Genomic DNA, 26,230 nt, shown 5'->3' with positions numbered 1-26,230 from the left:
GAGGGGATGTCCAACTTTTGGGGTGCAGTTCAAAGCCCCTAACCTCCACCACTCAGGCCGTATTCCTCTTTGTTTGGAATACGGCTTGTCGTTTCTGCCGGTTTATTTCTTCTGCCACGCTTGGCGGAGGTATTCGATGTGGTCGGGGAGGGCGTAGAAGGGGGTGTTGCCGTGGTTGGCGTTGGGGTAGAGGGTAAATTGTGCGTCTGCGCCGAGGTGTTGGAGGGTGCCGGCAAGCAGTTTGGCTTGGGCGACCATTTCCCTGCTGATTTGTTCGGGGCGGTTGCTGCGGCCTTCGTGTTCGCCGACGCTGATGCGGACGGCGGTGTCGGCGGGAAGGGCGGACGGGAGGAAGTCGAGGACGCGGCGGTTGTGCCACCAGACGGAGGGGGAGGCGAGCAGGTTGTGTTTGAAGCGGTCGGGGGCGGTGAAGAGGGAATAGAGTCCGAACAATGCGCCGAAGGAGTGTCCGAACAGGGCTTGTTCTTTGAGGTTGACGGGGTATTTGGCGGCAAGGGTCGGGGCGAGTTCGCGGTCGAGGAAGGCGGCGAAGCGGTCTGCTTGTCCGTATTGGCGGCGGTCTGCTTCGGTGGCGGTTTCGGGCAGGGGCGGGGTGTAGTCGAGGGCGCGTTGGGTCAGGTCGCGGACTTCGCCGTTGGGGTAGCCGATGCTGACGATGAGGCAGGCGGCGCGGCTTCGGGTCATGGGGTTGATGAGCAGGGATTGCGCCATGCTGAGGGCGGCGGGAAAGAAGGCGTCGCCGTCGAGGATATGGAGGACGGGATAGCCTTGCGGGGGCGGGTCGCCGACGGCGGCGGTTTGGATGCGGTAGCTGCGGCCAGTGTGCTCGGAGCGGATATGGGTTTCTTCGGCTTGCAGCAGGCGAGCGGCTTGCCAGTGTACGGTGCGTGAGGTCATGGCGGGGTTGTCGGTTGTGTTGGTGGGGTGTGTTGTGTGTGTTATCGGGTTGTCGGATGTTTCAGACGACCTTTGGGCTATATCTGCTGTTTCTCTATGTCAAACATGAACATATAGTGGATTAAATTTAAATCAGGACAAGACGACGAAACCGCAGACAGTACAGACAGTACGGCAAAGCGAGGCAACGCCGTACTGGTTTAAAGTTAATCCACTATAAATGATAAAACCGGACAGGTGGTGTTCCCTGCCTGTCCGGTCTGTTTCCGTAATGTGTTGGTCTTCTGGTTTTTGGCGGTGATTTGTTTTCCTTTTGCTTTTCCCGTTTTTAGAAGTCGTAGCGGAGGTTTGCCATCAGGCTGCGCTCCGAGCCGGGAATGTTGAAGGTGTTTGCGCTGCCGACGCGGGCGTAGTAGTGGCGGTTGAAGATGTTGTCGGCGTTGATTTGCAGCTTCAGTTTAGGCGTGAAGCGGTATGCTGCCATGGCGTCGAATGTGGCGTAGCCGCCTGCACGCAGCCCTGCAGCCGAGGAGATGCTGCTCATCGCGTTCACGCCGCCGCCGAGGGTCAGCTTGGGCGTAACTTCATAAGTTGTCCACAGGTTTGCGCTGTGTTTGGGCATCAGCAGGAAGATGCCGTCGTCGCGCGAGTTGGCGGCGGTTTTGATTTGGCTGTGCAGATAGCTGTAACCTGCGTGGATTTGCCATTTCGGTGTAATCGCGCCGCTGATTTCGGTCTCAACGCCTTCCATCACGCGTTTGCCCAAGGCGGCGTAACGGGTGTTGCGGTTGTTCGGGTTCAGCGGTGCGGCGGCGTTTTTGTCTTTCAGGCGGTAGAGGGAGACGCGGGTGTTGAGGCGGTCATCCATGTAGCTGCCTTTGTAGCCGACTTCAAACTGGTTGCCTTCGCGCGCTTTAAGCAGGTTGCCGTCGGTGCCGAGGCTGGTTTGCGGCGTGTAGAGTTGGGAGAAGCTGGCGTAGAGGCTGTTGTTGTCGTTCAGGTCGTAAACCGCGCCTGCGTAGCCGGTGAACTTGGTTTTGCTGGCTTTGTGCAACTCGTCGCCGTCGCCCGCTTCGATTTTGTAGTGTCCCAAACGCCAGCCGCCGATGAGCGACAGTCTGTCGACCGGATGGAAGACGGATTTGCCGTAAATGCCGAATTCGTCAAGGTTTTCGGTAGCGACGGTATGGCTGTAACCGCGCGCGCCGGCACGGGCGTTCTGCATCAGGTTGACATAGGGAACGGAGTGGAAATCGCCCAAGGCAACATTACGCGCAACAGCGGCACGGCCTTGCTCGTTGGTGCTGCGCAAGCGGTTGTAGTCCGCACCGACGACGAGTTCGTTTGCGGTGTTGCCCAAGGCAAACGGACGGCTGTAGCTTGCGTCAACCGCGAAGGCTTTTTGTTTGATTTCCGTGCCTAAGCCGACGACGTTTGCCTTATTGTCGGCAGAAAGTTTGTTGGCGGCGAAGGTGTAGTTGGAGTCGGCATCGCGGTCGGAATAGCGCATACCGATTTTGCCGTAGCCGCCGTCGTCAAAATAATGTTTCAAATCGGCGAACACGTCATGGCTGTTCATTTTGAATTTGTTCCAATCCGCGCCGACAAAAGTGTGGTTGGGCAGGGACAGCAAATTGCCACTGCTGCCGACGGGCAGGCCGTTGTACGGCGCGAGGTGGCGTTGCTGGTAGAGATAGCCTACGCCCAAAGTCGTGTCGGGGTTGATGTCCCAATCCGCCGCCGCATAGAAGGTTTCGTGGTGGTTGTTTTTCTCGGCAGGACGGGGAGACGCACCTGAAGTTTGCGCCATCACACGGGCGCGGACGCTGCCGTCGGCGTTCAGAGGACCTGAAACGTCGGCTTCGGCTTTATATTGTTTGTGCGTACCGAACCCTGCTGATGCATGGCCCTGGAACTCTTTGGTCGGGCGTTTGCGCACCAAATTCACAATACCGCCCATCTCGCCGCTGCTGTCGAACAAGCCGCTCGGGCCGCGCATCACTTCGACGCGGTCGAAAGCAAACAGGTTGGGCAGCGTGCCGTTGATACTCTGCATCTGCGCAGGCAGACCGTCGATGTTGTATTCGCTGTATTCGTAACCGCGCGCATAAACTGACGAGCGTCCGTCGTCATTGCTCAACACGCGCAGGCCCGGCGTTTTGCGCGCCAACTGGTCAAAGGTATCGACGTTGCGGTCTTTTACCTGTTGGTTGGTGATGATGCTGACGGATTGCGGAATTTCGCGTAAAGATGCGGGGATTTTTGTGCCGACGGTGGCGGCAAACGAGCTGTAATCGCCGTTTTTCTCGGTGGAAATCGCGTTATACGAACGCTGCCCCTGAACATGGACAGTATCCAGATCGGCCGTTTCGGCGGCAAATACAGTGGAAGATAAAGCGGCCACAACGGCGGCAGCGGTCAAGTTGGGACGGAACATCAATTTCTCCGGTCTTTTACAAATGAGAATTGTTGTATTTTATATTTTTGATGGCTGACATTGTGGAAAAAAACTATCGTTTTCCCGACAATCTTTTGTGAATATGCGACAAGGTCGTCTGAAAACCTCAATTTGGGTTTCAGACGACCTTGTCGCAACTGCTTGAATCAGCTTGCCGATTCTACGCCATAAGGTTTGTTTGACGTTTTGATGGTCAGGGTCAGTACGGCGGCGATGGCGAGGAAGACGCCGGCGAAGGTCATGGCGTTGGACGGGTTTGCACCGAGGAAGGTGTCATAGATCCAACCGAAGGTAACGGTTTCAATCAGCATCGGAATCACAATCATCATGTTGACGATGCCCATATACACGCCGTAGCGTTCTTTCGGGATGGAGTGTACGACAATCATAAACGGCACGCCCATCATACTTGCCCAGCCGATACCGAAGCCGATCATCGGGGCGAACATCAGGTATTTGTTGGTGATGTGCGGGATGGTTAAGAGGGCGAGCGATGCCAGGATAACGGCAAAGGCGTGGACATATTTCGCGGCATATTTACGCGCCATCCACATCAGTCCGAAGGCGGAAACAAAGGTTACGACATTGTAAAAACCGTTGACCAAACCGGTCCATGCCACTGCCTGTTCATAGGCAGCCTGGTCGGCAGATGTCGAACCCCAGACGGATTTGACGATACTGTGGGAGATGTATTGCCAGTAGATGAAGAGGGCGTACCATTGGAAGAGGTAAACCGAGGCGAGCTGCCACAGAGGGGTGGGCATTTCCTTAATGGCTGTGCCGATGTCTTTGACGGCGTGGACGGGGCCTCTGGGTTGGGCTTTGATTGCCGCCATTTCTTCGGGAGAAGGTTCGTGTTCGGGCGTGGACAATACGGTTACTAAAACAGAGCCGATGGAGCAGACGGCGCCGATATAGAACGAGCCGAATACCCAGTAGGGGATACCTGCTTCAGAGGTTTGTTGCAGCCAGCCGATTTGTTGGAAGATGTAGAGCGATACGTTGGCAAGGGTAATGCCCAAGCCGGTGAACACGGACTGCATCAGGAAGCCGGTGGATTGTTGGTGTTCGGGGACGGTATCGGCGATGAAGGCGCGGAAGGGTTCCATGGCGGTGTTGTTGCTGATGTCCAAGAGCCACAGCAGCAATACGGCAACCCACAATGCGGTAACGTGCGGATAGATGAAGAGGCAGAGGCTGCAACCGATGGCTCCGATTAAGAAATACGGGCGGCGGCGTCCCAAGCCGGGAATCCAAGTGCGGTCGCTCATGGCGCCGATAAGGGGCTGAACGAGCAAGCCTGTAATCGGACCTGCCATATTCAGAATAGGCAGTTGGCCGGGGTCGGCATGTAAGAAACTGAAAATCGGGTTGATGGCGGTTTGCTGCAAACCGAAGCTGTATTGGATGCCGAAGAAGCCGAAGTTCATCAGCATAATCTGGCGAAGCGTCATCGATACTTGTGGGGAAATCTTCATTTTGAAGCGACTCCTGGACTTTGTAAGAAGAAAACATGGAACAACAAACTGCGGGAAACACTGCATAGTCGAAGCGGTTGGGCCGCTTTCTTTATTCTTTGGCGTATCGTATTGATACGTTGCAAATAGGTAGAGTGATGCGTTGTTTGTGTTTTCAGACGACCTTTTGTTGTCGTATTGTGTCTGCCTCATAAAGCAGACGTCGTCTGAAATAATGTTTTACTTCAATGCTGTAACCGACTGCCGCCAAATCGTTTCCCCTACAACCCGAACGGGCGGACGGACGGTTTCTTTGGTCTCGATAATGTCGAACAGGATTTCCGCCGCCAGCGCGCCCATGCGCATATAGGGCAGCTCGGTGCTGGTCAGCGGCGGGAACAGGGTTTCGGCAATCGCGCTGTGGTTGTCGTACCCTGCCACCGATACCTGCTCCGGAACGCGTACGCCGCGCGTCCTCAAAATGCCGTAAACGCGGACCGCCATTTCGTCGTTGCCGCAGCAAATGACCGTCGGCGGGTCGGCAAGCGACAATAATTTCAATACTGCCGCAATCAAAGGCTCGCTGTCGTTGGCAAAGTCGGTGATGCCGGTTTGCACCAAATCAGGATCGAACACCATGTCCGATTCATCCAAAGCGCGGCGGTAGCCCGCCAAACGCAGCCGCGTCGCTTCTGCGCCCGCCTGCAAGGTGATATAGGCGATACGGCGGTGTCCGTGACGGATGATGTTGCGTACCAAATCGTATTGCCCGCGCTCGTCGTCCGGCAAAACCGACGGCGTACCCGCCGCGTCGAAACAGTTGACCAAAACCATCGGGCAGCGGTTGGGCATTTCGGGCAGGACGATTTCGCGGTGCGATTCGGTTACATACAAAATGCCTTCCGCGCGGTGTTCCATAAACGTCCTGACCAGAGGGTCGATTTGCTCGTAGCGGTTGTCCGTATCCGCAATCATCAGCGTTTTGCCCGCTTCGCGGATTTTCTGCTGGATGCCTTTGATTAAAAACATATCCGGCAGACCGTGTACCCCGCCGTATTCGCCCGTGCGCGAGATGGCGCCGGTAATCAGTCCGACCAAGTCCGAACGGTTCGACCGCATCACCCGCGCCGCCGAAGACGGGATATAACCCAAAGCCGCAATCGCTGTTTCGACTTTTGCACGGGTTTTATCGCTGACCGGCGCATCGCCGTTGATGACGCGGCTGACCGTTTTGGGTGAGACGCCCGCATAAGCAGCAACATCATAAATTGTAGCCATCTTACGACTCCCGCCTCAGCCCTGTTTCATTTGATTACGAAGCATAGCACACCTGACATCGGTGTCATACTGAAAATTTTAAAAAACCTTGATGAAAATCAAGCACATCATTTGCATATTGCATACAATTCTTAACTAAATTGCTTACCCGTATCCGGCAAACCCGCGCCGTCTTGTTAAACTACATTAAACTACAAAAAAATCATTAAGTAGCGAACCAATCAGCCGCGGTACAATCTATAACTGAATCACATCCCGCCAAATGAGCGGGGCGAACCCAATTCCGAAGGAAACCCGATGACCGCATTTACCGAAGCATGGCAAGCCCTTGAACAACACCGGCTCGACACACAACACATCCACCTGCGCGACCGCTTCGCCGCCGAACCCGACCGCTTCGGCAATATGCACGAAACCCTCGACGGCCTCCTCTTCGATTACAGCAAAAACCGCCTCGGCGAAGACACTTTGCAACTTTTGTGCCGCCTTGCCGAAGCCTCGCCCCTAGCCGGACAGATGCACGCCATGCAAAACGGCGAAAAAATCAACCTCAGCGAACACCGCGCCGTCCTCCATACCGCTCTGCGCCTGCCTGCCGATGCCGCGCCCGTTTACGTTGACGGCGAAAACATCCTCCCCAAAATCCACCGCGAACTCGACCACGCCCTCGCCTTCGCCGAATCACTCAACAACGGCAGCCACAGGGGCATCACCGATAAACCCATCACCGACTTCGTCCACATCGGCATAGGCGGCTCCGACCTCGGTCCCAGAATGTGCGTAGAAGCCCTCAAAGCCTACCGACAAAACATCCGCGTCCACTTCGTCAGCAATTCAGACGACGCCGACATCAGCCGCACACTCGCCCACCTCAAGCCCGAAACCACCGTATTCAGCATCGCCAGCAAATCCTTCCGCACGCCCGAAACCCTGCTCAACGCCTACGCCGCCCGCGCCTGGTATCGGGATGCAGGTTTGCCCGAATCCGGCATCTACCGCCACTTCTGCGCCATCTCCTCCGACGTTGCCGCCGCCCGAAATTTCGGCATCGCGCCCGACAACGTCTTCGCCATGTTCGACTGGGTCGGCGGACGCTATTCCGTCTGGTCAACCATCGGCCTGCCCGTCATGGTCGCCGTCGGCACAGACCGCTTCCGCGAACTCCTCGCCGGCGCGCACGCCATGGACACCCACTTCTTCCAAACCCCCTACCGCCGCAACATCCCCGTCCTCATGGCGCTCATCAGCATCTGGTACAACAATTTCCAGCACGCCGACGGACAAACCGCCGTCCCATACAGCCACAACCTGCGCCACCTCCCCTCGTGGCTCAACCAGCTCGACATGGAAAGCCTCGGCAAAAACCGCACCGCCGACGGCCGGCCCGTCCCCCACACCACAGGTGGCATCGTCTTCGGCGAAGAAGGCGTCAACTGCCAGCACGCCTATTTCCAACTCCTCCACCAAGGCACACGGCTCATCCCCTGCGACTTCATCGTCCCCATGACCACCGCCTACGGCATCAACCGCCAACACCGCTTCACCGTCGCCAACGCCTTCGCCCAAGCAGAAGCCCTGATGAAAGGCAAAACCCTCGAAGAAGCCCGCGCCGAACTTGCCGACCTGCCCGAAGCCGAACGCGAACGCCTCGCCCCGCAAAAAGAATTCCCCGGCAACCGCCCGAGCAACAGCCTCCTCCTCAGCGCCACCGACCCCCGCCGTCTCGGCATGCTCATGGCGGCATACGAACACCGCACCTTCGTCCAAGGCGCGGTTTGGGGCATCAACCCCTTTGACCAATGGGGCGTCGAATACGGCAAAGAACTCGCCAAAACCATCGAACCCGAACTCGACCGCGGCAACCCGCAGCACGACAGCTCCACCAACGGCCTCATCGCCTTCTACCGTGCCAGCCAAAACCGATAGGCAGTTCAAACATAAAAGGTCGTCTGAAAACCTACATCGGGTTTTCAGACGACCTTTTGCTCTGTTATGGGCAGAGTAACTCGGATGATGCTCATACTACGGCTGATTGTCGCGAGTGGAACGATTAATCTATACGTTTTAGCTGGCTTTTGTGGATATATCCTTGAATTGATACATTGTTACCGTCTTCGTTTTTTTCTGTGTAAGCCCCCTGATTGCTGTACCACAACCAGTCGCCTTTTCTGAAAGTTGGGGCAATCTGTACACGCGTTCCGTTTGGGAGTGTTTTGATGATTTCGCCTTGGCTGATCGGTTCTTCGGGGTAGCTGTTGTTACGGACGTTTGCCGAACCATCGCATTCGATATCAGGTAAAAAATAATCAGCGGCTTGGGCTACTACGGTGGCTGATAATAGGGCGGTTAAGAATAGTGCCCATTTTTGTATGCTCTGTCTTTCCTTTGGGGTTGGGGTAAGTTGTGTTGTCACCGTAAGGTGTGGCTATGGGCAGGCATAGTGCGTTAAAAATGCGATGTCTGGTTTATCCAAGCTTCGCTTCCTCACCGAACACTTCCCGCCACAATTTCCTGACATTGCCGTAATGTGCCAGCAATTCGTCGGTTACTTCGGTTTTTTCCGCGTCGCGCAGTTTGGTGTTGTGTTGCTGCTGGCGGTAGAAGCGGTAGGCGGTGCGGCTTTGTTCGGCGAGGGTTTTGTCGATGAGGCCGCAGTCGGCGGCGATGTTCAAGAGGGCGATGTTGCCGTAGTTGTCGAGGAGTTGCGGATATCGGCGGGCATGGGCAAGGATGAGGTATTGGACGATAAATTCGACGTCAACCACGCCGCCGCGCGCGTATTTGACGTTGCTGTCAACCGGCGGATGGGTGGGGAACATTTTTTCGCGCATTTCGATGATTTCGTCTGCCAAGGCGGTTTGGTCGCGCTCGGCGGTGAGGATTTCGGTGCGGATGCGGTCGAAGGCCGTCTGAATTTCGGGTGTGCCGCAGATGAAGCGGGCGCGGGTGAGGGATTGGTGTTCCCACGTCCATGCGTTTTCGTGCTGGTATTTTTCGAAGGCGGCGATGCTGTGGGCGAGGAAGCCGGCGTCGCCGTTTGGGCGCAGGCGCAGGTCGGTTTCGTAGAGGCTGCCTGCGCCGGTGGCGGCGGAAAGCCAGTTGGTCAGGCGGCGGGCGAGGCGGCTGTACACGTCGCCTGCGTCGGGATGGGGATCGTCGTAAAGATAGACCAAGTCGAGGTCGGAGGCGTAGCCGAGTTCTTTGCCGCCGAGTTTGCCGTAGCCGACGACGGCGAATTGCGGGGTGTCGCGGTGTTTTTTGGGCATGTCCGCCCACGCGCACGGCAGGGCGGCGGCGAGGATGGTGTCGGCGAGGGCGGAAAGTTGGTCGGAGAGGGATTCTACCGTCCACAGTCCGGCGAGGTCTTGGACGGCGAGGCGGAAGACTTGGGCGTGCTGGAAGCGGCGCAGGGTGTCCATTTGCGCTTCGGTGTCGCCGCCGCAGGCTTTGAGGTCGTCTGAAAGGGCGGCGGCGAGGGCTTGCCAGTCGAATGCGGTATCCAAAAGCTGCGCACTGATGAGTTCGTCCAGCAGAATCGGATATTTGTTCAGATACGCCGCCACCCACGAGCTTTGGCTCATAATCTGCGCCAGTTGCGCCAAGGTTTGCGGATGTTCGTTGAGAAAGGCGAGATAGGCGGAGCGGCGGCTGATGTTTTCGAGGAAGTCAAACAGCCGCATCAGTGTATCGGTCGGATTGGGTTGCTCTGCCGCCGCCTGTACGAACAGCGGCACAATGGCGTCAAAACGCGGCTGGGCGTGTGCGGAGAGATGACGGTATTTATGGCTGTTGCGGATTTGGTCGAGCCTTGCGGCGATGGTTTCGGCATCGAACCCGTGTTCTTTCAGACGACCTTGCCGCTCTTCTTCGTCGGGCTTTTCCTGCCATGCCCACTGCCATTCGCTGTTGTCCTGTGTTTGCTCTTCGGGTTCGCTCAAAATTTCATTGAACAACTGATTGACTTTGTTTCGATGAACGTTGAGGTCGTCTGAAAAGGCGGTGTAGCTGTCGAAACCCATGCTTTCGGCGAGCAGTTGCTGCTGTTCGGGCGAGGCGGGCAGGGTTTGGGTTTGCTGGTCGTCCCAGTATTGCAGGCGGTGTTCGACGTCGCGCAGGAAGCGGTAGGCGGCGAGCAGGGTTTCGACGTTTTCAGACGGCATGATGCCCAGCTCGGCAAGTTTTTTCAGCGTTTCCTGCGTGCCTTTCAGTTGCAGCGCGCGCATTTGCCCGCCGCGTATCATTTGAAAAATCTGGGCGATAAATTCGACTTCGCGGATGCCGCCTGCGCCGAGTTTGATGTTGTCCGCCATGCCTTTTTTGCTGACTTCGCTGCGGATTTGGCGGTGCAGGTTGCGCATTGCCTCATACGCGCTGTAATCCAGATATTTGCGGAATACGAAGGGGCGCACCAGCGATTTGATGTCGTTCGGATACGGCGTAACTACGCGGCCTTTGCACCACGCATAGCGTTCCCATTCGCGCCCCTGCGTAATCAGGTATTGCTCCAGCGCGGTTTCGCTCAATACCAGCGCGCCCGAATCGCCGTCCGGCCGCAGCCGCATATCGACGCGGAACACCTGCCCGTCGGCGGTAATGTCGTTCAGCAGCGCAATCAGTTTCTGCCCGACTTTGGTGAAAAATTCCTGATTGCCCCGTTCGCGCCTGCCGTCGGTGTCGCCCGATTCGGGATAGACAAAAATCAAATCGATGTCGGAAGACACGTTCAGCTCATAGCCGCCCGCCTTGCCCATCGCCACCACGCTCAAATGCTGCGGCGATTTGGTATAACGCCCGATCGGCGTGCCGTACATGTCCTGATAATAGGCGTAGGCAAAGTCCAACGCGGTATTGACGGCAAAATCGGCAAACAGCGTAATCGTGCGGGTTACTTCGTTCAAATCGCTGATGCGGTTTATATCGCGCACGATAATCTGCGACACCACATAACGGCGCAACTCGCGCAACTGCCGCGCCAATTCTTCCTCGTTTTCTTCCGTGCGGATTTTGTCCCAGTCGGCAAAGGCTTGGAAATCTGCTTCGGTCAACACCTTGTCCAACATGGGCAGGAAAATTTCGGGCTTGAGTTTGCCGTTGTCGAGCTGGCGGGCAAGGAACAGGGAATGGCGGCGGGCGGTGTCGAGGCGGTTGTCGGACATTTCGGATTCCGTTTGGAAGGATGACGGGAGTGGGATAGTGGATTCACTTTAAATCAGGACAAAGCGAGGCAATGCCGTACCGGTTTAAAGTCAAGCCACTATATCATAGCAATCTTGGAGGTCGTCTGAAACAGTAAAACACCTTTCAGACGACCTTTGCAAAAGCTGACGGCAAAGCGTTTACATGGCAAAATACCGCCTGTTTGCGGGTCATCCGAATTTTTCAGACGACCTTTTACCCTCTTCAAAAGGAATCCCCATGTCTTTGCAAAACATCATCGAAACCGCCTTTGAAAACCGTGCGGACATCACCCCGACCACCGTTACCCCCGAAGTCAAAGAAGCCGTGTTGGAAACCATCCGCCAACTCGATTCAGGCAAATTGCGCGTCGCCGAACGCTTGGGCGTGGGCGAATGGAAAGTCAACGAATGGGCGAAAAAAGCCGTATTGCTGTCGTTCCGCATTCAAGACAACGAAGTCCTCAACGACGGCGTAAACAAATACTTCGACAAAGTGCCGACCAAGTTTGCCGACTGGTCTGAAGACGAGTTCCGCGCCGCCGGTTTCCGCGCCGTACCCGGTGCCGTTGCGCGCCGCGGCAGCTTTGTTGCCAAAAACGTCGTCCTGATGCCGTCTTATGTCAACATCGGCGCATACGTTGACGAAGGCGCAATGGTCGATACTTGGGCGACCGTCGGCTCTTGCGCCCAAATCGGTAAAAACGTCCACTTGAGCGGTGGCGTCGGCATCGGCGGCGTACTCGAACCCCTGCAAGCCAGCCCGACCATTATTGAAGACAACTGCTTCATCGGCGCGCGTTCCGAAATCGTCGAAGGCGTGATTGTCGAAGAAGGCAGCGTGATTTCCATGGGCGTGTTCATCGGACAATCCACCAAAATCTTCGACCGTACTACCGGCGAAATCTACCAAGGCCGCGTACCGGCAGGTTCGGTTGTCGTGTCCGGCAGCATGCCTTCCAAAGACGGCAGCCACAGCCTCTACTGCGCCGTTATCGTCAAACGCGTAGACGCGCAAACCCGCGCCAAAACCAGCGTCAACGAATTGCTGCGCGGTATTTAACCGGCGAACAGAAAAGGGGAGGTCGTCTGAAACAGCCCGAAACATAAACGGGCTTCAGGCAAACGGTTTCCCTGTTTGAATAGAAAAAGGTCGTCTGAAAAACCGGATTTCGGGTTTTCAGACGACCTCTTTATTTACGGTATGCAGCGATATTGCGTTGTATGACTTAAGATAGAGAAGTCGAAAAATATAATTTAAAACAATATATTATCCTGTTTTTCTAGAATTGTTGTATGCAATCGCGTATAATTCTGCGATTAATTTGTTTAACGGTCGTATCAGACGCATGCCGTCTGAAACCGGATACAGGAGCCCAATTACCATGATGACCTTATATTCAGGCATTACCTGCCCGTTCAGCCAACGCTGCCGTTTCGTGTTGTACGAAAAAGGCATGGATTTTGAAATCAAAGATGTCGATATTTTCAACAAGCCCGAAGACCTTGCCGTCATGAATCCGTACAATCAAGTACCTGTTTTGGTTGAACGCGACCTCATCTTGCACGAGTCCAACATCATCAACGAATATATCGACGAACGTTTCCCGCATCCGCAACTGATGCCCGGCGATCCCGTAATGCGCGGACGCGGGCGTTTGGTGTTGTTCCGCATGGAAAAAGAATTGTTCAACTTCGTCCATGTTTTGGAAAACCCCAACGCGACCAACAAAGAACAGGCTAAAGCGCGCGAAGCCATCGGTAACGGGCTGACAATGCTGGCTCCTGCTTTTGCGAAGAGCAAATACATCCTCGGCGAAGATTTTTCTATGATTGACGTAGCGCTGTCTCCTTTGTTGTGGCGGCTTGATCATTACGACATCAAACTCGGCAAATCCGCCGCACCTTTGTTGAAATACGCCGAGCGCATTTTCCAACGCGAGGCTTTCATCGAAGCACTGACGCCCGCCGAAAAAGCCATGCGCCGATAAGCTTCCGAAAGGAGATACCATGACGACTTCGACCAAGCCCTATCTGCTTCGTGCCTTATATGAATGGTGTATCGATAATAGCCAAACGCCGCATCTGGTCGTTTGGGTTAACGAACATACCCGCGTACCCATGCAATATGTCCGCGACAATGAAATCGTACTGAATATCGGCCCGACCGCCAGCCATAATCTGAATATCGATAACGATTGGATCAGCTTTTCCGCCCGTTTCGGCGGCGTGGCGCACGATATTTGGATTCCCGTTGGTCATGTCATAAGCATCTTCTCACGCGAAAGCGGGGAGGGGATGGGGTTCGAAGTCGAGCCTTACGAGGCGGATGCTTCCGGTAAGGAGGCGCAGCAGGAGCCGGCGGCAGATAAGCCAACTGACGGAGAGCCCGCCAAGTCAGGCAAGGTATTGAAGTTCGTCAAATAAAATGAAAGGTCGTCTGAAAGTAGATTTCAGACGACCTTTTTACTCATATGCATGATCTTTCAGGTTGGGTTCTTTAGAGGAAATTACGTTATCCGTTTGCCCAAGATAACCACATCCGCTTCAAATGTTTCCAAATCGCACACTGCGGGCAATCTGCCCCATTCTTGAAAACCGAACGAGTGGAAAAGATGCAGGCTGGGGTGGTTGTGTCCGAAAATCACGGCCAAAACATTTTTAATACCCAAGGAGGGCGCGCGCTCCAACATATTGCGCAGCAGGATTTTACCCACGCCGACCCCGCGCATATTGTGTCGGACATAAATACTGATTTCTGCGCTGATGTGAAACGCGGGGCGCGGATAATAATCGCTGAAGCTGCCCCATGCCAGCAATTCGCCGCTATGGTTTTTCAAGACATAAAGCGGACGTTTGCCGGAATGTGCTTCAAACCAAGGCTTGCGGGTTTCGATGCCGACGGGCGATAAATCGGCGGTGGATTGGCGCGCTTCAATCGTACTGTTGTAGATTTCGACAATGTCGGGCAGGTCTTCTGTTTTCGCTAGAGTAATCGTATATTCCATTTTCAGGCGACCTGACGGCTATTGGATGAGTTTGGAAATGGTTTTAAAGGCAGGATGTTTCGCATCACCCATCAGGTTGAATAATAGGCTCTCAACGTTGGATACGGCGGCTCCGGCAGTAAGCATCTGCTGCAAGGCATTGTCTTTGTTAAGCGCGTTTCTGGAGGTGGTGCATTCGTAAGGAATGTGGACGCGGATATTGTGCTTGAGCAAGTCCAAGGTCGTCTGAAGCATACAGATGTGCGCTTCCGCACCGATTAAGATGATGTTTTCGATTTGTTTCTCTTTCAGAATAGCCATGACTTCGGGTGATGCGGCGGAAAAACGGGTCTTTTCAAATATCGGCGTATTGTGCAGAAGCAGGGATATGGCGGGAGTCGTTTTACCCAAACCCTTCGGATATTGTTCCGTTGCTGCAAACGGTATGTTTAGAGCCGACAAGCCTTGCAGCAGGATGCGGCAATGTTCGACCATTTGTTCGCTGCCATGCAATGCGGGCAGCAGGCGTTCTTGAATATCGACAATCAGGCAAAGCGTATTTTCCGTGTTCATTTGGATTTCCTTTCAGACGACCTTGGGAAGAGGTTGTTTGTGTATATGCTGCATCAAAACGGTAAAAGTACTTAAAGTCTGTTTATTTTAAGAAAAACAAGAGGGAGAGGTAAGACGGTCGGTCAAACTGTTCTGTATTATACAGAGGCCTTTCTAAGGAAAGCCAATTAAAACAACTTGCATATCACACGGAGGTAATACTATGGGATGGATCGTTACGATTATTATCGGTTTCATCATTGGTGCTTTGGCAAAATTCCTGCATCCGGGTAAGGAAAATTTCGGATTCATTATGACGACTCTGTTGGGTATTGGCGGGTCGGCGTTGGCAGGATTTGTGGGGCAAAAATTAGGTTGGTATCACGTGGGTGAACCTGCCGGATGGATTGCCTCAACCATTTTCGCCGTAATCATTTTGGCGGTTTATACACGGTTTTTGAAAAACCGCTAATCTGATATAGATGATTAAAGCAGGCTGGAATATCGGTCCGTATTTAGGATTGAAATGGAAAAGCCCATGTTGTTATTTCCTGTATAAGCGGGAATGGCAGCTTGGGCTTTTTGGTTTGAACTTTGTATAGTGGATTAACTTTAAATCAGGACAAGACGACGAAACCGCAGACAGTACAGATAGTACGGCAAGGCGAGGCAACGCCGTACTGGTTTAAAGTTAATCCACTATATATTTGAAAGAAAAATGGGGGGATAGATAATGAAACAATATAAAAAGTAAAAGACCTGCATATTTTATGCAGGTCTTTTATTTTGGGGTGGCTGATGGGGCTCGAACCCACGACAACTGGAATCACAATCCAGGGCTCTACCAACTGAGCTACAGCCACCGTAAAACTAAAATTTTGGCACGCCCGACAGGAATCGAACCTGTAACCCCCGACTTAGAAGGTCGGTGCTCTATCCGGTTGAGCTACGGGCGCTCATGCCGATTCGTGCTAAAGCATTATTGGTCGGGGCGGTGGGATTCGAACTCACGACCCTCTGCTCCCAAAGCAGATGCGCTAACCGGGCTGCGCTACGCCCCGACTTGAAGAATGAAACTATACAGATAGGTTGGTGAAAGGTCAACTGTATTTTTAAGTTTGTTTTTATTTATTTTCCTATCTTTCTATTTTTTATTAAGATTTATTTTTATGGGTATGTCAGGAAACAGAATGGGAATATGAGTTTGAATGTGCAGGAATGTGGTTTTACGGGATGTGTCAAACCGGTTTAAAAATGCGATAATCGCCGATATTGTTCATTTTGATTGGGAAGGAAGGTTTATGGCTGCACAATTAATCAACGGTAAAGAGGTGTCGGTCAAAAGATTGGCAAAAGTTGCCGAAGCGGTGGTAAAGCGTCAGGAAGATGGTTTGCGCGAACCTTGTTTGGCGGTCATTCTGGTGGGTAATGATCCTGCCAGTGCGGTATATGTCCGCAATAAAAAGCTGGCTTGCGAAAAATGCGGTATCCGTTCTTTGTCTTATGAGCTGCCCGAATCGACTTCCCAAGAAGAGTTGTTGGATTTGGTCGGGCGGCTGAATGAGGATGATGCTGTGGACGGTATTTTGGTGCAGCTTCCGTTGCCGGCACATATCGACAGTCAGGCCGTTCTGGAAAATATTGTTCCACATAAAGATGTGGACGGCTTTCATCCTTACAATATAGGACGGCTGGTGGTGAAAATGCCGCTGATGCGGCCATGTACGCCCAAAGGCGTAATGACGCTTTTGGAAGAATACGGGGTCGATCCAAAAGGGAAAAAAGCGGTTGTTGTCGGTGCTTCAAATATTGTAGGCAGGCCCCAGGCTTTAGAACTATTGTTGGCACGCGCGACGGTAACGGTATGCCACAGTGCGACGCAGAATCTTGCTGATGAAGTGGCTGCGGCGGATATTTTGGTCGTCGGCGTGGGTATCCCGAATTTTGTTAAAGGCAGTTGGATTAAGCCCGGTGCGGTTGTAATTGATGTCGGTATCAACCGTTTGGAAGATGGCAGTTTGTGCGGTGATGTGGAGTTTGATGTGGCAAAAGAACGGGCGGGCATGATTACCCCTGTTCCCGGCGGCGTCGGTCCGATGACGATTGCGACGCTTTTGGAAAATACCTTGCACGCGGCTGCTCTGCATGACTGAATGATTTAAATTGTTATGGAAAAGCCAAGTCGGAATACACAGGAGGAATACGGTCTCCCCCGCGTGTTTCAGCTTGGCTTTTTGATGTCGTGGTAAAGGTCGTCTGAAATCAGTCGGTATATTATTGTCCCTTACGATTTCAGACGACCTTTTTTTATTTTTTCAACAGGTGCAACAGATATTGACCGTATTGGTTTTTTGCCATCGGGCGGGCGAGTTCTTCCAAACGCTCGTCTGAAAGCCAGCCGTTGCGCCAGGCGATTTCTTCGAGGCAGGCGACTTGCAGGTCTTGGATGTTTTGCACGGTTTGGACGAATGAAGCGGCTTCGTGCAGGCTTTCGTGAGTACCGGTGTCCAACCATGCAAAGCCGCGTCCCAAAAGCTGGACGGACAATGAACCGTCGTCAATATACATTTGGTTGAGCGTGCTGATTTCGAGTTCGCCGCGTACGGACGGTTTGACTTGTTTCGCAAACTCGATGACGCGGTTGTCGTAGAAATATAAGCCCGTTACCGCCCAGTCGGATTTGGGTTGTTTCGGTTTTTCTTCGATGGATAAGGCGTTGAAGTTTTCGTCAAATTCAACGACGCCGAAACGTTCGGGGTCTTTGACTTGGTAGCCGAACACGGTGGCGCCGTGTTTTTTGGAGGCGGCTTGTTTCAGGGTTTGGGTAAACGATTGGCCGTAGAAAATATTGTCGCCCAAGACCAAGCAGACGTTGTCGTTGCCGATAAACTCTTCGCCGATGATGAATGCTTGCGCCAAGCCGTCGGGGCTGGGTTGTTCGGCGTAGCTGATGGAGATGCCGAAATCGCTGCCGTCGCCGAGCAGTCGTCTGAAAGAGGGATTGTCTTCAGGGGTGGTGATGACCAAGATTTCGCGTATTCCCGCCAGCATCAATACGGACAGGGGATAGTAAATCATGGGTTTGTCGTACACGGGCAGGAGCTGTTTGGATACGCCGCGCGTGATGGGGTAGAGGCGCGTGCCGCTGCCGCCGGCAAGGATGATGCCTTTCATAAGTTTCTCCTGAAGGGGTGTGTTTTTTGATTTTCAGACGACCTCTCTGACTGAGAAGGTCGTCTGAAAACTTATTTTCCTGTTCCTAAGCGTTCCAGACGGTAGCTGCCGTTCAATACATTTTGCCACCAGGTTTTGTTGTTCAAATACCATTGCACCGTTTTGCGGATGCCGGATTCGAACGTTTCCTGCGGTTTCCAGCCCAGTTCCCTGCCGATTTTGGCGGCGTCGATGGCGTAGCGTACGTCATGACCGGGGCGGTCTTGCACGAAGGTAATCAAGTCTTCGTAGCGCGCCACACCGGCTGGTTTTTCGGGAACGAGTTCTTCCAGCAGTGCACAGATGGTTTTGACCACTTCGATATTGGCTTTTTCATTGTGCCCGCCGATATTATAGGTTTCTCCGACAACGCCTTCGGTAACAACCTGATACAGCGCGCGGGCGTGGTCTTCGACAAACAGCCAGTCGCGGATTTGCATCCCGTCGCCGTACACGGGCAGGGGCTTGCCGTCGAGCGCGTTCAGAATCATCAATGGAATGAGTTTTTCAGGGAAGTGGTACGGACCGTAGTTGTTCGAACAGTTGGTTACGATGGTCGGCAGGCCGTAAGTGCGCAGCCATGCACGCACGAGATGGTCGCTGGAAGCCTTGGACGCGGAATAGGGGCTGGACGGGGCGTAGGGCGTAGTTTCGGTAAACAAATCGTCCGTACCGTGCAAATCACCATAGACTTCGTCGGTGGAAATATGGTGAAAACGGAAAGCTTCACGTTTTTCAGACGACATCTGTTGCCAATAGGCGCGCGCAGCTTCCAGCAGGTTGAATGTGCCGACGATGTTGGTTTGGATAAACTCGCCTGCTGAATCAATCGAGCGGTCGACATGACTTTCCGCTGCCAAGTGCATCACAGCATCAGGCTGGTGTTGCGTAAACACGCGGTCAAGTTCGGCACGATCGCAAATGTCCACTTGCTCAAAAGCGTAACGGGGACTGTCGGCTACGTCAGTCAGTGATTCGAGATTGCCCGCGTAAGTTAATTTGTCGAGATTGATGACGGAATCTTGGGTATTTTGGATGATGTGGCGGACAACTGCCGAGCCGATAAAGCCCGCACCGCCGGTAACGAGGATTTTTTTCATGGGATGGGTCTGAGATACAGTACAGCTTTGAATTATAACTGTATATATATTTTTTGTATCTTGGGTGTCAATTAATATCACGGCATTATTTTGATATTTCGGTAGATCATCTCATTTAACTCTAAGAATATCATGAATATATTTTCTATGATTATTTTGGCGTATCTTAAACGTTTTACTATAATTTAATTTCAGCAGTATGAATCTCAACAGTCCTGCCATCTTAAATCTGCAATCAGATTACCCCCTTAAAAGATAATCGAATTTTGCATCGTCCCTGAATGAAAATTTGTATAAAATGCTATTGGCAATATCGAAGAAGAAATTATTAAAATAAATTTTGTTTCAAAACCCTTTTATCAATCCACTACAATAAAATCATTATGAAACACACACCTGTACCTTATGAGCGTCAGGAAATCATCCGGCGTGAGCGCGAGTTGGCTAAATATGCCAATACTATGGATAGTTTGTTTTGCATTCCTTTTACCAAACAAGGAATCGGCGTTGATGCCATATTGTCGCTGATTCCTTTTGTCGGGGATATTGCCGGGCTTTTTTTGACGATGAAGGCTTTTCGTATGGGGCGGGAGTTGGGCGTACCGGATCATAAAATGCGTCCTGCTGTAAATCTTGCTTTTGCCGATATGGTGCTCGGTATGATTCCTGTTGTCGGTACGCTTATCGATATTTTCTTGCAACCGAGCCGCCGTACTTTGAAAGTCATCAATGAATATGTGCGCAGCGAGTATGGCGTGGATTGTGACCTGCATTTGGAGCGCCCGTTTATGCACGCGGCTTTGGAGAAGAAACAGCAACAATCAGATTTTTGGCGCAAACCTGTTGCGGCTTGGTTTTATCTGCATCTACCGGATTTTTTTGGTTTGATTGTGTTGGTGTTGATGGGCTGGATAACGGTTGCAGTAAGTAAGTGGGCGTGGAGCGGTATGACTTATTTGTTTCACGCTGTTGCCGGTTGGTTTTGAATGTTTGTGATCTGAATGGAGATATATAGCAGGTTAAGTTTAAATCAATATTGTGTTGCAATGTCTCAGTATAGAGAGAATGACTCTCTAAGTATTAGTGCACCAAGTGGACTGGTTTCGTACTGTCTATACTATCCGCGATTTTGTCCTAATTTAAATTTAACCCGCTATATCTAAAACCTACGTTTAGGTTTTACTTCCTAACCGTTCAGACAATGCAAAGTGCAAGCTTAATTGATGTCCAAACGTTCCATACGGTAGCGCATGGAGCGGAAGCTGATGCCTAAAAGCTTGGCTGCCTGAGTGCGGTTGTAACGGGTTTGTTGCAACGCCTGTTCGATAATGCCACGCTCGATTTGGTCAAGGTAATCTTGAATCTGCATGGTGCGCGGGTCAAACGGCGGAAGCGGCTGGTGATCCAACGTTTCGCCTTTTCGTGTTTCGGAATCGGCGATCTCGTCAAGACTGAGGGTTGGATGGTCGTTTTTGGGCGCCGTCGTGTTTTGGATTTGCAAATCATCCAACTGGATAACTTGTCCGACAGTCAGGGCGACGGCGCGTTCGAGGATGTTTTCGAGTTCGCGGAAGTTGCCGGGATAGCTGTAATGCAGCAGGGCTTCTTGCGCTTTGGGGCTGAGTTTGTAGGTTTGCGTACCGTGGCGGTGTTTATAGAGCAGGTACAGAATCAGCGCCCCCAAGTCTTCACGCATTTCGCGCAGGGGCGGCATGTGCAGGGTAACGACGTTGAGGCGGTAATATAAGTCTTGACGGAATGCGCCGCTATCAACAAGGGCTTCAAGGTTTTTATGGGTGGCGCAGATGATGCGGACATCGACGAAAGTTTCGCGGGCATCACCGATGCGGCGCACGGCTTTTTCTTGGATGGCGCGCAGGAGTTTGACCTGCATGGCTAGCGGCAAGTCGGCAACTTCGTCGAGGAACAGCGTGCCGCCGTCGGCGTGTTGGAAGAAGCCGAGACGGTCTTGGTCGGCGCCGGTAAAGCTGCCTTTTTTATAGCCGAAGAATTCGCTTTCCATCAGGTTTTCAGGAATCGCGCCGCAGTTGACGGCGATAAAGGGCTTGTCGGCGCGATCAGACAATTCGTGGATGGTACGCGCTGCCTGTTCTTTACCCGTACCCGATTCGCCGGAAATATAGACGGGCACGCCGCTGCGGGCGAGGCGGCGGATCAGGTGGCGGACTTCGACCATTTGGGGTGAACTGCCAAGCAACCGCGGCATATCTTCTTCGCCGCCCAATTCGGGCACGTCTTCGTTCGCACGCATGGCGATTTCGCCGGTGGCAAAGCGTTCTTTCATGGAACGCAGGCTTTCGGGTACGGAGACAGAACCGCTCAAGTCGCGTTTGGGCGGCTTGGGCGGAGTTTTGGGCTTGTTGAATGCGGCAGCGACAGGCGCGGACGGTTTTTCGGTTGGCGGCTGGGCAATTTCGTCCGTGCTGTTGGAAACAGAAACGGCAGATTTAACCAACGAGCGAAGTTGGGAAAGGGTAATCGGCTTTTGCAGGTAGTCGAACGCGCCCGCATTAAGGGCTTCGACCGCCTGGTCGGCATTACCGAAGGCGGTAATGACGGCGACAGGTGTGTCGAGCATGAGTTCGTCTATGTATTGGACGACTTCGAGGCCGGAGCCGTCGGGCATCCGCATATCGGTCAAGACAAGGGAATAGTCGTTGTTGTCGAGCTTGTCTTTGGCATCTTCTACGCCGACGGCGGTCTGCACGCGCAACCCCATCTTCATCAGCGTCATTTCCATCAAGTCACGGATGTCGGCCTCGTCGTCGACGACCAATACTGGGTCTTGCAGCTTACTCATTGTGTTCTCTCGGTAAAATCAGTTCGAATCCGTTCATTTCGGGGTGGTAATGGAGTTGACCCATATTGGCGTGCGCCAGTTCGCGGGCAACGTACAATCCCAATCCCGTACCTTGTTTTTCAGTGGTGTAGAACGGCTCAAAGAGATGGTTGCGGACTTCGGGCGAAATGCCTTTGCCGTTATCGGCAACGACGATGGAAATGTGCATCCTGCCGCTGGGACGGATCAGGACGGTAATCGCATTCTCGTCCTGACGGCTGTGCCGCCACGCGTTATTGCAGAGGTTCCACATGATTTGTTGGATGTGCATCACATCAGCGAGGACGGTAAGGTTGTTGCCGTCCATGTTCATGCGCAGGCAGCCGATGGCTTCGGAATTGTTGAGCGTGAACTCTTGTTTGAAGTCGAGCCAGAATTTCATCAGGTTGATCGGCTCGCGGCTGATGTTGTCGCGCTTGTTGAGCAGGGAGATGTCTTCCAGCATTTTGTCGATGCGCTGGATGTTGCTGTCGATGATGCCGCAAAGCTTGGCTTTAACGGGATCGGGTTCGGCATCGTCATCACTTTCTTGCAGCAAATCGCTGGCATGACGGATGGCGGACATCGGATTGCGGATTTCGTGGGCGAGGTTCGCGGTAAGCTGTCCGAGCGAGGTGAGCTTGGTGGACATGGCCTCTGCCGCGACTTCGCGCAGCGAACGGACATACAGCATGAGCAGTTCCGTCTGTTCCTGAATCAGCGGGACGGCGCGGACGTGCATGGCGTGTTGGAAGATGTGGATATCGGTTTCAAACGGTTTGTCGGGATGATATTGCCAGCGTGTAACCAATTCGCCGAACACGACTTCCTGCTGGTCAACCACCAAACCGGGGAAATAGGTTTTTGCCTGTTTGTTGAAAAGCCAGACGCGCTGGGTACTGTCGATGACGATAACGGCTTCCTGCACGCGGTTGAGGACGAGGCGGTTCAACCCGCTGATGCGGCGGTAGGCAAGCTGATGGCGGCTGGCGGATTCGGTCGCTTGCTCCAAATAGCGGGCGGCGAACGAAGTCAGCATGGCGACAAGGTAACACGCGCCGCAGAGCAGGACCGTAGTAATCAGGGGCTGCGTATCCCAATCAAACGGATGCAGGCGGATACTGCCGTCGAGCAGCAGATTGAAGAAGAACAGCATGGACGCGTAGCCCGCGTACAGCATGGGATAATGCCCGTAGCTGAGGAGGCAGGACGTCGCGACGAAAGGAAGGACAAGGATGCCGAAGCCCGAATCGACTCCGCCGGCAATATACACCAGTATCATCATCATCGAAATATCGACGACTGCGCTGGCATTGGGCAAATCCAAAGTCTGCCATTGCCAGTCCGGACGGGCGACGGATAACAAGATGAGGAAAGAATACAGCGCTGCCCAGCTGTAAAATTCGACGGGAGGGAATGACATGCCGATATGGGTGCCATTACTGTAAACGCCGAAAGCATGCATGACCAACAGCGGCAGCACGATGGCAATGCGGGCAATATTGATTAAACCGGGTATCCGCTCGCTCAGGTTTCCCAGTTCCTGAAAGCCGGACTTACTCATATCCGCAACCCTTTTTGTTTATTTTTATCATTATTAGTACCTGTTTTTGAAATCGTTCTGCAATATTTCCGCAGACGGTCGTAAATATTTTTTAATTTTGTCAGCATAACATAAAACGACCGTGTTTTCTAGGTTTTCAATGTGTTATCGTTTCCTCTGTTGCTTATTCGGAAGCTGCGGATAAGGTTTTCAGACGACCCGAGATGTCCAAAACCTTCCCTTTTTTGCCGCGTTTGCCCTCGATATCGCAAATGCGCAATTTTTCCTGATGCGCCGCACCGCGCTTGCCGACGGTTTCAACGATGAATTCCGCAGCCGTGGTCACGAGGACGTGTTCCAAAGACGCGCCGTCGGTCAGCGACATCAACTGCAAGCCGCGCCCTTTGGGCATGACTTTGAGTTCGCCGATGGAAAACGCCAAGAGGCGGTGGTCGCTGCTGGCCAGTACGACTTTGCAGTCGGGGTTGATGAGCGAGGAGGCATAAACCGCAATCGGCGGCAGGACGGTTTCGCCGCTATCCACGGTCATCACCACTTTGCCCGCTTTCACGCGTCCGACCATGTCGCCCAGCTTGGCGATGAAGCCGTAACCGCCGCTGCCTGAGAGCAGGTAGTGCTGTTCGGGCTGGCCGGTAAGCATGGCGACGGGTTTCGCGCCGTTTTGCAGCTCGATTAACGATGAAACCGGCACGCCGTCGCCGCGTCCGCCGGGGATTTCGGCGGCATCGAGCGTGTAGGTTCTACCCAATGAATCGAGAATGACGACGGGCAAAACGGTGCGGCCTTCAAGGGTTTGTTTGAGGCGGTCGCCTTCTTTGAAGGCGGTTTGGCTCAAATCAAGGTTGTGCCCGGCACGGCTGCGTATCCAGCCTTTTTCCGACAGAATCAGCGTGATGGGTTCGTCGGCGGTGGTCTGTGTCAGCACGGCGCGTCCGGCTTCTTCCACCAGCGTGCGGCGCGCGTCGCCGAACTGCTTCATGTCCGCCTGCATCTCTTTGATAATCAGCTTGCGTTTTTCGTTTTCGTCGCCCAAAAGGATATTCAGACGACCTTGTTCCTCGCGCAATTCATTCAATTCTTTTTCGAGTTTGAAACCTTCCAAACGCGCCAGCTGACGCAGGCGGATTTCCAAAATGTCTTCCGCTTGAATTTCGGTCAATCCGAACGCCGCCATCAGGTCGGCTTTCGGGTCGTCTGATTCGCGGATGACTTTAATCACTTCATCAATGTGCAGAAAGACTTTCAGACGACCTTCAAGGATGTGCAGCCGTTTTTCCACTTGGTTCAAACGGAATTTCAGACGACGTGTTACGGTAACGATGCGGAAATCCAACCATTCCTGCAAAATCGTTTTCAGGTTTTTCTGCGCGGGACGGTTGTCCAGCCCCATCATCACCAAGTTCATGGACACATTGCCTTCCAGCGAAGTCTGCGCCATCAGCGTGTTGATGAAGGTATCGGTATCGATGCGGCTGGATTTCGGCTCGAACACTAGACGCACGGGATGTTCGCCGTCGGACTCGTCGCGTACGCGGTCAATTAAATCCAGCATCAGCTTTTTGGTGTTGAGCTGGTCTTGGTTCAGCTGCTTTTTACCTGCTTTCGGTTTCGGGTTGGTCTGTTCTTCGATTTCGGCAAGGATTTTGGCGGAATTGGCGTTCGGCGGCAGCTCGGTCACAATCACGCGCCACTGTCCGCGCGCCAGCTTCTCGATTTCATAACGCGCACGCACACGCACGCTGCCCTTGCCGGTTTCGTAAATCCGGCGCAATTCGTCCGCCGGCGTGATGATTTGACCGCCGCCAGCAAAATCAGGCGCGGGAATATATTGCATCAGGTCGGCGGTTTCCAGCGTCGGCTTTTTCAACAGCGCAATCGCTGCCTGGGTGACTTCGTTCAAATTGTGCGACGGAATTTCGGTCGCCATGCCCACAGCGATGCCCGACGCGCCGTTGAGCAACACCATGGGCAGGCGGGCAGGCAGATGCAGCGGTTCGTCAAACGCGCCGTCGTAGTTCGGCACGAAATCCACCGTCCCCTGATTGATTTCGGACAACAGCAATTCCGCAATCGGCGTCAGCCGCGCTTCGGTGTAACGCATCGCCGCCGCCCCGTCGCCGTCGCGCGAACCGAAGTTGCCGATGCCGTCGATTAAGGGGTAGCGCAAGGTAAAATCCTGCGCCATCCGCACCATCGCTTCATAGGCGGAACTGTCGCCGTGCGGGTGGTATTTACCCAAAATCTCGCCGACCACGCGCGCCGACTTCACCGGCTTCGCCCCCGCCGTCAAGCCCATATCGCGCATGGCAAACAAAATGCGCCGCTGCACGGGCTTCTGGCCGTCTGAAACTTCAGGCAGCGCGCGGCCTTTGACCACGCTCATAGCGTATTCGAGATAGGCGCGTTCGGCGTATTGACCTAAGAGCAGGTAGTCTTCGCCGACAGGGGATGGGACGGAAACGTGTTCGTTCATAAGGAAGCTGGAAATAAAGGTAAAGGGCGATATTGTAAGGTATAGTGGATTAACTTTAAACCAGTACGGCGTTGCCTCGCCTTGCCGTACTATCTGTACTGTCTGCGGCTTCGTCGCCTTGTCCTGATTTAAATTTAATCCACTATAAAAATGGGGTTTCTGTTAGAGAAGGGCAGTTTGTACTGAGTTTTGATTGGGCATTGGCGGGAAGTTTATT

21 protein-coding genes, 3 tRNA genes and 1 pseudogene are annotated in these 26,230 nt (G+C 53.3%); 8 read left to right on the top strand and 17 right to left on the bottom strand.

Features of this window, described 5'->3' with window-relative positions; all coding sequences use genetic code 11:
- Nucleotides 1–102 precede the first annotated feature (102 nt).
- From HMPREF2954_RS02080 to HMPREF2954_RS02065, 4 genes are all read right to left on the bottom strand, one after another.
- Nucleotides 103–918 carry an alpha/beta hydrolase gene (locus tag HMPREF2954_RS02080; RefSeq protein WP_045073910.1) on the bottom strand — a complete coding sequence of 272 codons (816 nt, stop codon included), beginning with the start codon at nucleotides 916–918 and terminating at the stop codon, nucleotides 103–105.
- Nucleotides 919–1,246: 328 nt separating this feature from the next.
- Nucleotides 1,247–3,355: a TonB-dependent siderophore receptor gene (locus tag HMPREF2954_RS02075; RefSeq protein WP_045073908.1), complete on the bottom strand. Its 2,109-nt coding sequence runs from the start codon at nucleotides 3,353–3,355 to the stop codon at nucleotides 1,247–1,249.
- 167 nt (nucleotides 3,356–3,522) lie between these two features.
- Nucleotides 3,523–4,854: an MFS transporter gene (locus HMPREF2954_RS02070; RefSeq protein ID WP_039407636.1), complete on the bottom strand. Its 1,332-nt coding sequence runs from the start codon at nucleotides 4,852–4,854 to the stop codon at nucleotides 3,523–3,525.
- Between the two features lie 219 nt (nucleotides 4,855–5,073).
- On the bottom strand, nucleotides 5,074–6,111 hold the full coding sequence (locus HMPREF2954_RS02065; protein ID WP_016686965.1) for a LacI family DNA-binding transcriptional regulator: 1,038 nt from the start codon (nucleotides 6,109–6,111) through the stop codon (nucleotides 5,074–5,076).
- A gap of 297 nt (nucleotides 6,112–6,408) precedes the next feature.
- Here HMPREF2954_RS02065 and pgi point away from each other — a divergent pair, with 297 nt between their 5' ends.
- Nucleotides 6,409–8,037 (top strand): glucose-6-phosphate isomerase, encoded by a 1,629-nt coding sequence (gene pgi, locus HMPREF2954_RS02060; protein ID WP_045073905.1) that lies wholly within the window; start codon nucleotides 6,409–6,411, stop codon nucleotides 8,035–8,037.
- 124 nt (nucleotides 8,038–8,161) lie between these two features.
- On the opposite strand, the gene HMPREF2954_RS02055 is transcribed toward pgi, so the two are convergent.
- From HMPREF2954_RS02055 to HMPREF2954_RS12815, 3 genes are all read right to left on the bottom strand, one after another.
- Complete coding sequence (locus HMPREF2954_RS02055; protein ID WP_052673332.1) at nucleotides 8,162–8,524, bottom strand: SH3 domain-containing protein; 363 nt, start codon at nucleotides 8,522–8,524, stop codon at nucleotides 8,162–8,164.
- Nucleotides 8,525–8,576: 52 nt separating this feature from the next.
- A complete protein-coding gene (gene glnE / locus HMPREF2954_RS02050; protein ID WP_045073903.1) occupies nucleotides 8,577–11,267 on the bottom strand; it encodes a bifunctional [glutamate--ammonia ligase]-adenylyl-L-tyrosine phosphorylase/[glutamate--ammonia-ligase] adenylyltransferase in 2,691 nt (896 codons plus the stop codon).
- A gap of 98 nt (nucleotides 11,268–11,365) precedes the next feature.
- Entirely contained in the window at nucleotides 11,366–11,515 is a 150-nt protein-coding gene (locus tag HMPREF2954_RS12815) for a hypothetical protein (protein ID WP_168165206.1), read from the bottom strand.
- Nucleotides 11,516–11,526: 11 nt separating this feature from the next.
- Between HMPREF2954_RS12815 and dapD the strand changes: the two genes are divergently transcribed.
- The 3 genes from dapD (at nucleotide 11,527) to HMPREF2954_RS02035 (ending at nucleotide 13,712) form a co-directional block, all read left to right on the top strand.
- Complete coding sequence (gene dapD, locus HMPREF2954_RS02045) at nucleotides 11,527–12,348, top strand: 2,3,4,5-tetrahydropyridine-2,6-dicarboxylate N-succinyltransferase (protein WP_036491649.1); 822 nt, start codon at nucleotides 11,527–11,529, stop codon at nucleotides 12,346–12,348.
- Nucleotides 12,349–12,670: 322 nt separating this feature from the next.
- Nucleotides 12,671–13,276 carry a glutathione S-transferase N-terminal domain-containing protein gene (locus HMPREF2954_RS02040; protein ID WP_016686519.1) on the top strand — a complete coding sequence of 202 codons (606 nt, stop codon included), beginning with the start codon at nucleotides 12,671–12,673 and terminating at the stop codon, nucleotides 13,274–13,276.
- A 19-nt stretch (nucleotides 13,277–13,295) separates the two neighbouring features.
- Entirely contained in the window at nucleotides 13,296–13,712 is a 417-nt protein-coding gene (locus HMPREF2954_RS02035; RefSeq protein ID WP_045073898.1) for a ClpXP protease specificity-enhancing factor, read from the top strand.
- A gap of 83 nt (nucleotides 13,713–13,795) precedes the next feature.
- On the opposite strand, the gene HMPREF2954_RS02030 is transcribed toward HMPREF2954_RS02035, so the two are convergent.
- Nucleotides 13,796–14,293: a GNAT family N-acetyltransferase gene (locus tag HMPREF2954_RS02030; RefSeq protein WP_045073896.1), complete on the bottom strand. Its 498-nt coding sequence runs from the start codon at nucleotides 14,291–14,293 to the stop codon at nucleotides 13,796–13,798.
- A gap of 18 nt (nucleotides 14,294–14,311) precedes the next feature.
- Nucleotides 14,312–14,845, bottom strand: a complete 534-nt coding sequence (locus HMPREF2954_RS02025) for an isochorismatase family protein (protein WP_039408444.1) — start codon at nucleotides 14,843–14,845, stop codon at nucleotides 14,312–14,314.
- A 202-nt stretch (nucleotides 14,846–15,047) separates the two neighbouring features.
- Between HMPREF2954_RS02025 and HMPREF2954_RS02020 the strand changes: the two genes are divergently transcribed.
- Both HMPREF2954_RS02020 and HMPREF2954_RS12810 read left to right on the top strand, forming a co-directional pair.
- Nucleotides 15,048–15,296, top strand: a complete 249-nt coding sequence (locus tag HMPREF2954_RS02020) for a GlsB/YeaQ/YmgE family stress response membrane protein (protein ID WP_039408441.1) — start codon at nucleotides 15,048–15,050, stop codon at nucleotides 15,294–15,296.
- 119 nt (nucleotides 15,297–15,415) lie between these two features.
- Nucleotides 15,416–15,532 (top strand): annotated as a pseudogene (locus HMPREF2954_RS12810) (IS5/IS1182 family transposase); the annotation flags it as partial.
- Nucleotides 15,533–15,611: 79 nt separating this feature from the next.
- On the opposite strand, the gene HMPREF2954_RS02015 reads toward HMPREF2954_RS12810, so the two are convergent.
- From HMPREF2954_RS02015 to HMPREF2954_RS02005, 3 genes are all read right to left on the bottom strand, one after another.
- Nucleotides 15,612–15,687: transfer RNA gene (locus HMPREF2954_RS02015), tRNA-His, on the bottom strand.
- Between the two features lie 16 nt (nucleotides 15,688–15,703).
- A tRNA-Arg gene (locus HMPREF2954_RS02010) sits at nucleotides 15,704–15,780 on the bottom strand.
- Nucleotides 15,781–15,807: 27 nt separating this feature from the next.
- Nucleotides 15,808–15,885: transfer RNA gene (locus HMPREF2954_RS02005), tRNA-Pro, on the bottom strand.
- 240 nt (nucleotides 15,886–16,125) lie between these two features.
- Here HMPREF2954_RS02005 and folD point away from each other — a divergent pair.
- Nucleotides 16,126–16,977 (top strand): bifunctional methylenetetrahydrofolate dehydrogenase/methenyltetrahydrofolate cyclohydrolase FolD, encoded by an 852-nt coding sequence (gene folD / locus HMPREF2954_RS02000; RefSeq protein ID WP_039856158.1) that lies wholly within the window; start codon nucleotides 16,126–16,128, stop codon nucleotides 16,975–16,977.
- A gap of 154 nt (nucleotides 16,978–17,131) precedes the next feature.
- On the opposite strand, the gene rfbA is transcribed toward folD, so the two are convergent.
- Together rfbA and rffG are read right to left on the bottom strand one after the other, a co-directional pair.
- Nucleotides 17,132–17,998, bottom strand: coding sequence for a glucose-1-phosphate thymidylyltransferase RfbA (gene rfbA / locus HMPREF2954_RS01995; protein ID WP_045075668.1), 867 nt, complete (start codon nucleotides 17,996–17,998; stop codon nucleotides 17,132–17,134).
- Between the two features lie 71 nt (nucleotides 17,999–18,069).
- Nucleotides 18,070–19,137 carry a dTDP-glucose 4,6-dehydratase gene (rffG, locus tag HMPREF2954_RS01990; RefSeq protein WP_045075670.1) on the bottom strand — a complete coding sequence of 356 codons (1,068 nt, stop codon included), beginning with the start codon at nucleotides 19,135–19,137 and terminating at the stop codon, nucleotides 18,070–18,072.
- 383 nt (nucleotides 19,138–19,520) lie between these two features.
- Between rffG and HMPREF2954_RS01985 the strand changes: the two genes are divergently transcribed.
- The gene (locus HMPREF2954_RS01985) at nucleotides 19,521–20,123 is read left to right on the top strand and encodes a DUF4112 domain-containing protein (protein ID WP_045075672.1); all 603 of its coding nucleotides are present in this window, start codon (nucleotides 19,521–19,523) and stop codon (nucleotides 20,121–20,123) included.
- Between the two features lie 230 nt (nucleotides 20,124–20,353).
- Here HMPREF2954_RS01985 and HMPREF2954_RS01980 read toward each other — a convergent pair whose 3' ends face one another.
- The 3 genes from HMPREF2954_RS01980 to parC form a co-directional block, all read right to left on the bottom strand.
- Nucleotides 20,354–21,958, bottom strand: a complete 1,605-nt coding sequence (locus tag HMPREF2954_RS01980; protein ID WP_045075674.1) for a sigma-54-dependent transcriptional regulator — start codon at nucleotides 21,956–21,958, stop codon at nucleotides 20,354–20,356.
- On the bottom strand, nucleotides 21,951–23,540 hold the full coding sequence (locus tag HMPREF2954_RS01975) for a sensor histidine kinase (RefSeq protein ID WP_003765319.1): 1,590 nt from the start codon (nucleotides 23,538–23,540) through the stop codon (nucleotides 21,951–21,953). Before HMPREF2954_RS01975 ends, HMPREF2954_RS01980 begins: the two co-directional genes overlap by 8 nt.
- A gap of 163 nt (nucleotides 23,541–23,703) precedes the next feature.
- Nucleotides 23,704–26,013, bottom strand: coding sequence for a DNA topoisomerase IV subunit A (parC, locus tag HMPREF2954_RS01970; RefSeq protein ID WP_045075676.1), 2,310 nt, complete (start codon nucleotides 26,011–26,013; stop codon nucleotides 23,704–23,706).
- Nucleotides 26,014–26,230 lie beyond the last annotated feature (217 nt).

The sequence above is a fragment of the Neisseria sp. HMSC067H09 genome, from assembly GCF_001814135.1.
GTDB lineage: Bacteria > Pseudomonadota > Gammaproteobacteria > Burkholderiales > Neisseriaceae > Neisseria.
Note: the sequence above shows the minus strand (reverse complement) of the source record. Positions and strands in the feature narration are given on the sequence as shown.

What these genes read in the sequence shown, in the direction of transcription:
- rfbA (WP_045075668.1), bottom strand. Translation starts at nt 17,998, where the DNA reads ATGAAAGGCATCATCCTTGCCGGCGGCAGCGGCACGCGCCTCTACCCC.
- HMPREF2954_RS02035 (WP_045073898.1), top strand. Translation starts at nt 13,296, where the DNA reads ATGACGACTTCGACCAAGCCCTATCTGCTTCGTGCCTTATATGAATGG.
- HMPREF2954_RS02040 (WP_016686519.1), top strand. Translation starts at nt 12,671, where the DNA reads ATGATGACCTTATATTCAGGCATTACCTGCCCGTTCAGCCAACGCTGC.
- HMPREF2954_RS02020 (WP_039408441.1), top strand. Translation starts at nt 15,048, where the DNA reads ATGGGATGGATCGTTACGATTATTATCGGTTTCATCATTGGTGCTTTG.
- HMPREF2954_RS01980 (WP_045075674.1), bottom strand. Translation starts at nt 21,958, where the DNA reads ATGAGTAAGCTGCAAGACCCAGTATTGGTCGTCGACGACGAGGCCGAC.
- rffG (WP_045075670.1), bottom strand. Translation starts at nt 19,137, where the DNA reads ATGAAAAAAATCCTCGTTACCGGCGGTGCGGGCTTTATCGGCTCGGCA.
- HMPREF2954_RS01985 (WP_045075672.1), top strand. Translation starts at nt 19,521, where the DNA reads ATGAAACACACACCTGTACCTTATGAGCGTCAGGAAATCATCCGGCGT.
- HMPREF2954_RS02080 (WP_045073910.1), bottom strand. Translation starts at nt 918, where the DNA reads ATGACCTCACGCACCGTACACTGGCAAGCCGCTCGCCTGCTGCAAGCC.
- parC (WP_045075676.1), bottom strand. Translation starts at nt 26,013, where the DNA reads ATGAACGAACACGTTTCCGTCCCATCCCCTGTCGGCGAAGACTACCTG.
- pgi (WP_045073905.1), top strand. Translation starts at nt 6,409, where the DNA reads ATGACCGCATTTACCGAAGCATGGCAAGCCCTTGAACAACACCGGCTC.
- glnE (WP_045073903.1), bottom strand. Translation starts at nt 11,267, where the DNA reads ATGTCCGACAACCGCCTCGACACCGCCCGCCGCCATTCCCTGTTCCTT.
- HMPREF2954_RS02030 (WP_045073896.1), bottom strand. Translation starts at nt 14,293, where the DNA reads ATGGAATATACGATTACTCTAGCGAAAACAGAAGACCTGCCCGACATT.
- HMPREF2954_RS02065 (WP_016686965.1), bottom strand. Translation starts at nt 6,111, where the DNA reads ATGGCTACAATTTATGATGTTGCTGCTTATGCGGGCGTCTCACCCAAA.
- HMPREF2954_RS02070 (WP_039407636.1), bottom strand. Translation starts at nt 4,854, where the DNA reads ATGAAGATTTCCCCACAAGTATCGATGACGCTTCGCCAGATTATGCTG.
- HMPREF2954_RS02025 (WP_039408444.1), bottom strand. Translation starts at nt 14,845, where the DNA reads ATGAACACGGAAAATACGCTTTGCCTGATTGTCGATATTCAAGAACGC.
- folD (WP_039856158.1), top strand. Translation starts at nt 16,126, where the DNA reads ATGGCTGCACAATTAATCAACGGTAAAGAGGTGTCGGTCAAAAGATTG.
- HMPREF2954_RS01975 (WP_003765319.1), bottom strand. Translation starts at nt 23,540, where the DNA reads ATGAGTAAGTCCGGCTTTCAGGAACTGGGAAACCTGAGCGAGCGGATA.
- HMPREF2954_RS02075 (WP_045073908.1), bottom strand. Translation starts at nt 3,355, where the DNA reads ATGTTCCGTCCCAACTTGACCGCTGCCGCCGTTGTGGCCGCTTTATCT.
- dapD (WP_036491649.1), top strand. Translation starts at nt 11,527, where the DNA reads ATGTCTTTGCAAAACATCATCGAAACCGCCTTTGAAAACCGTGCGGAC.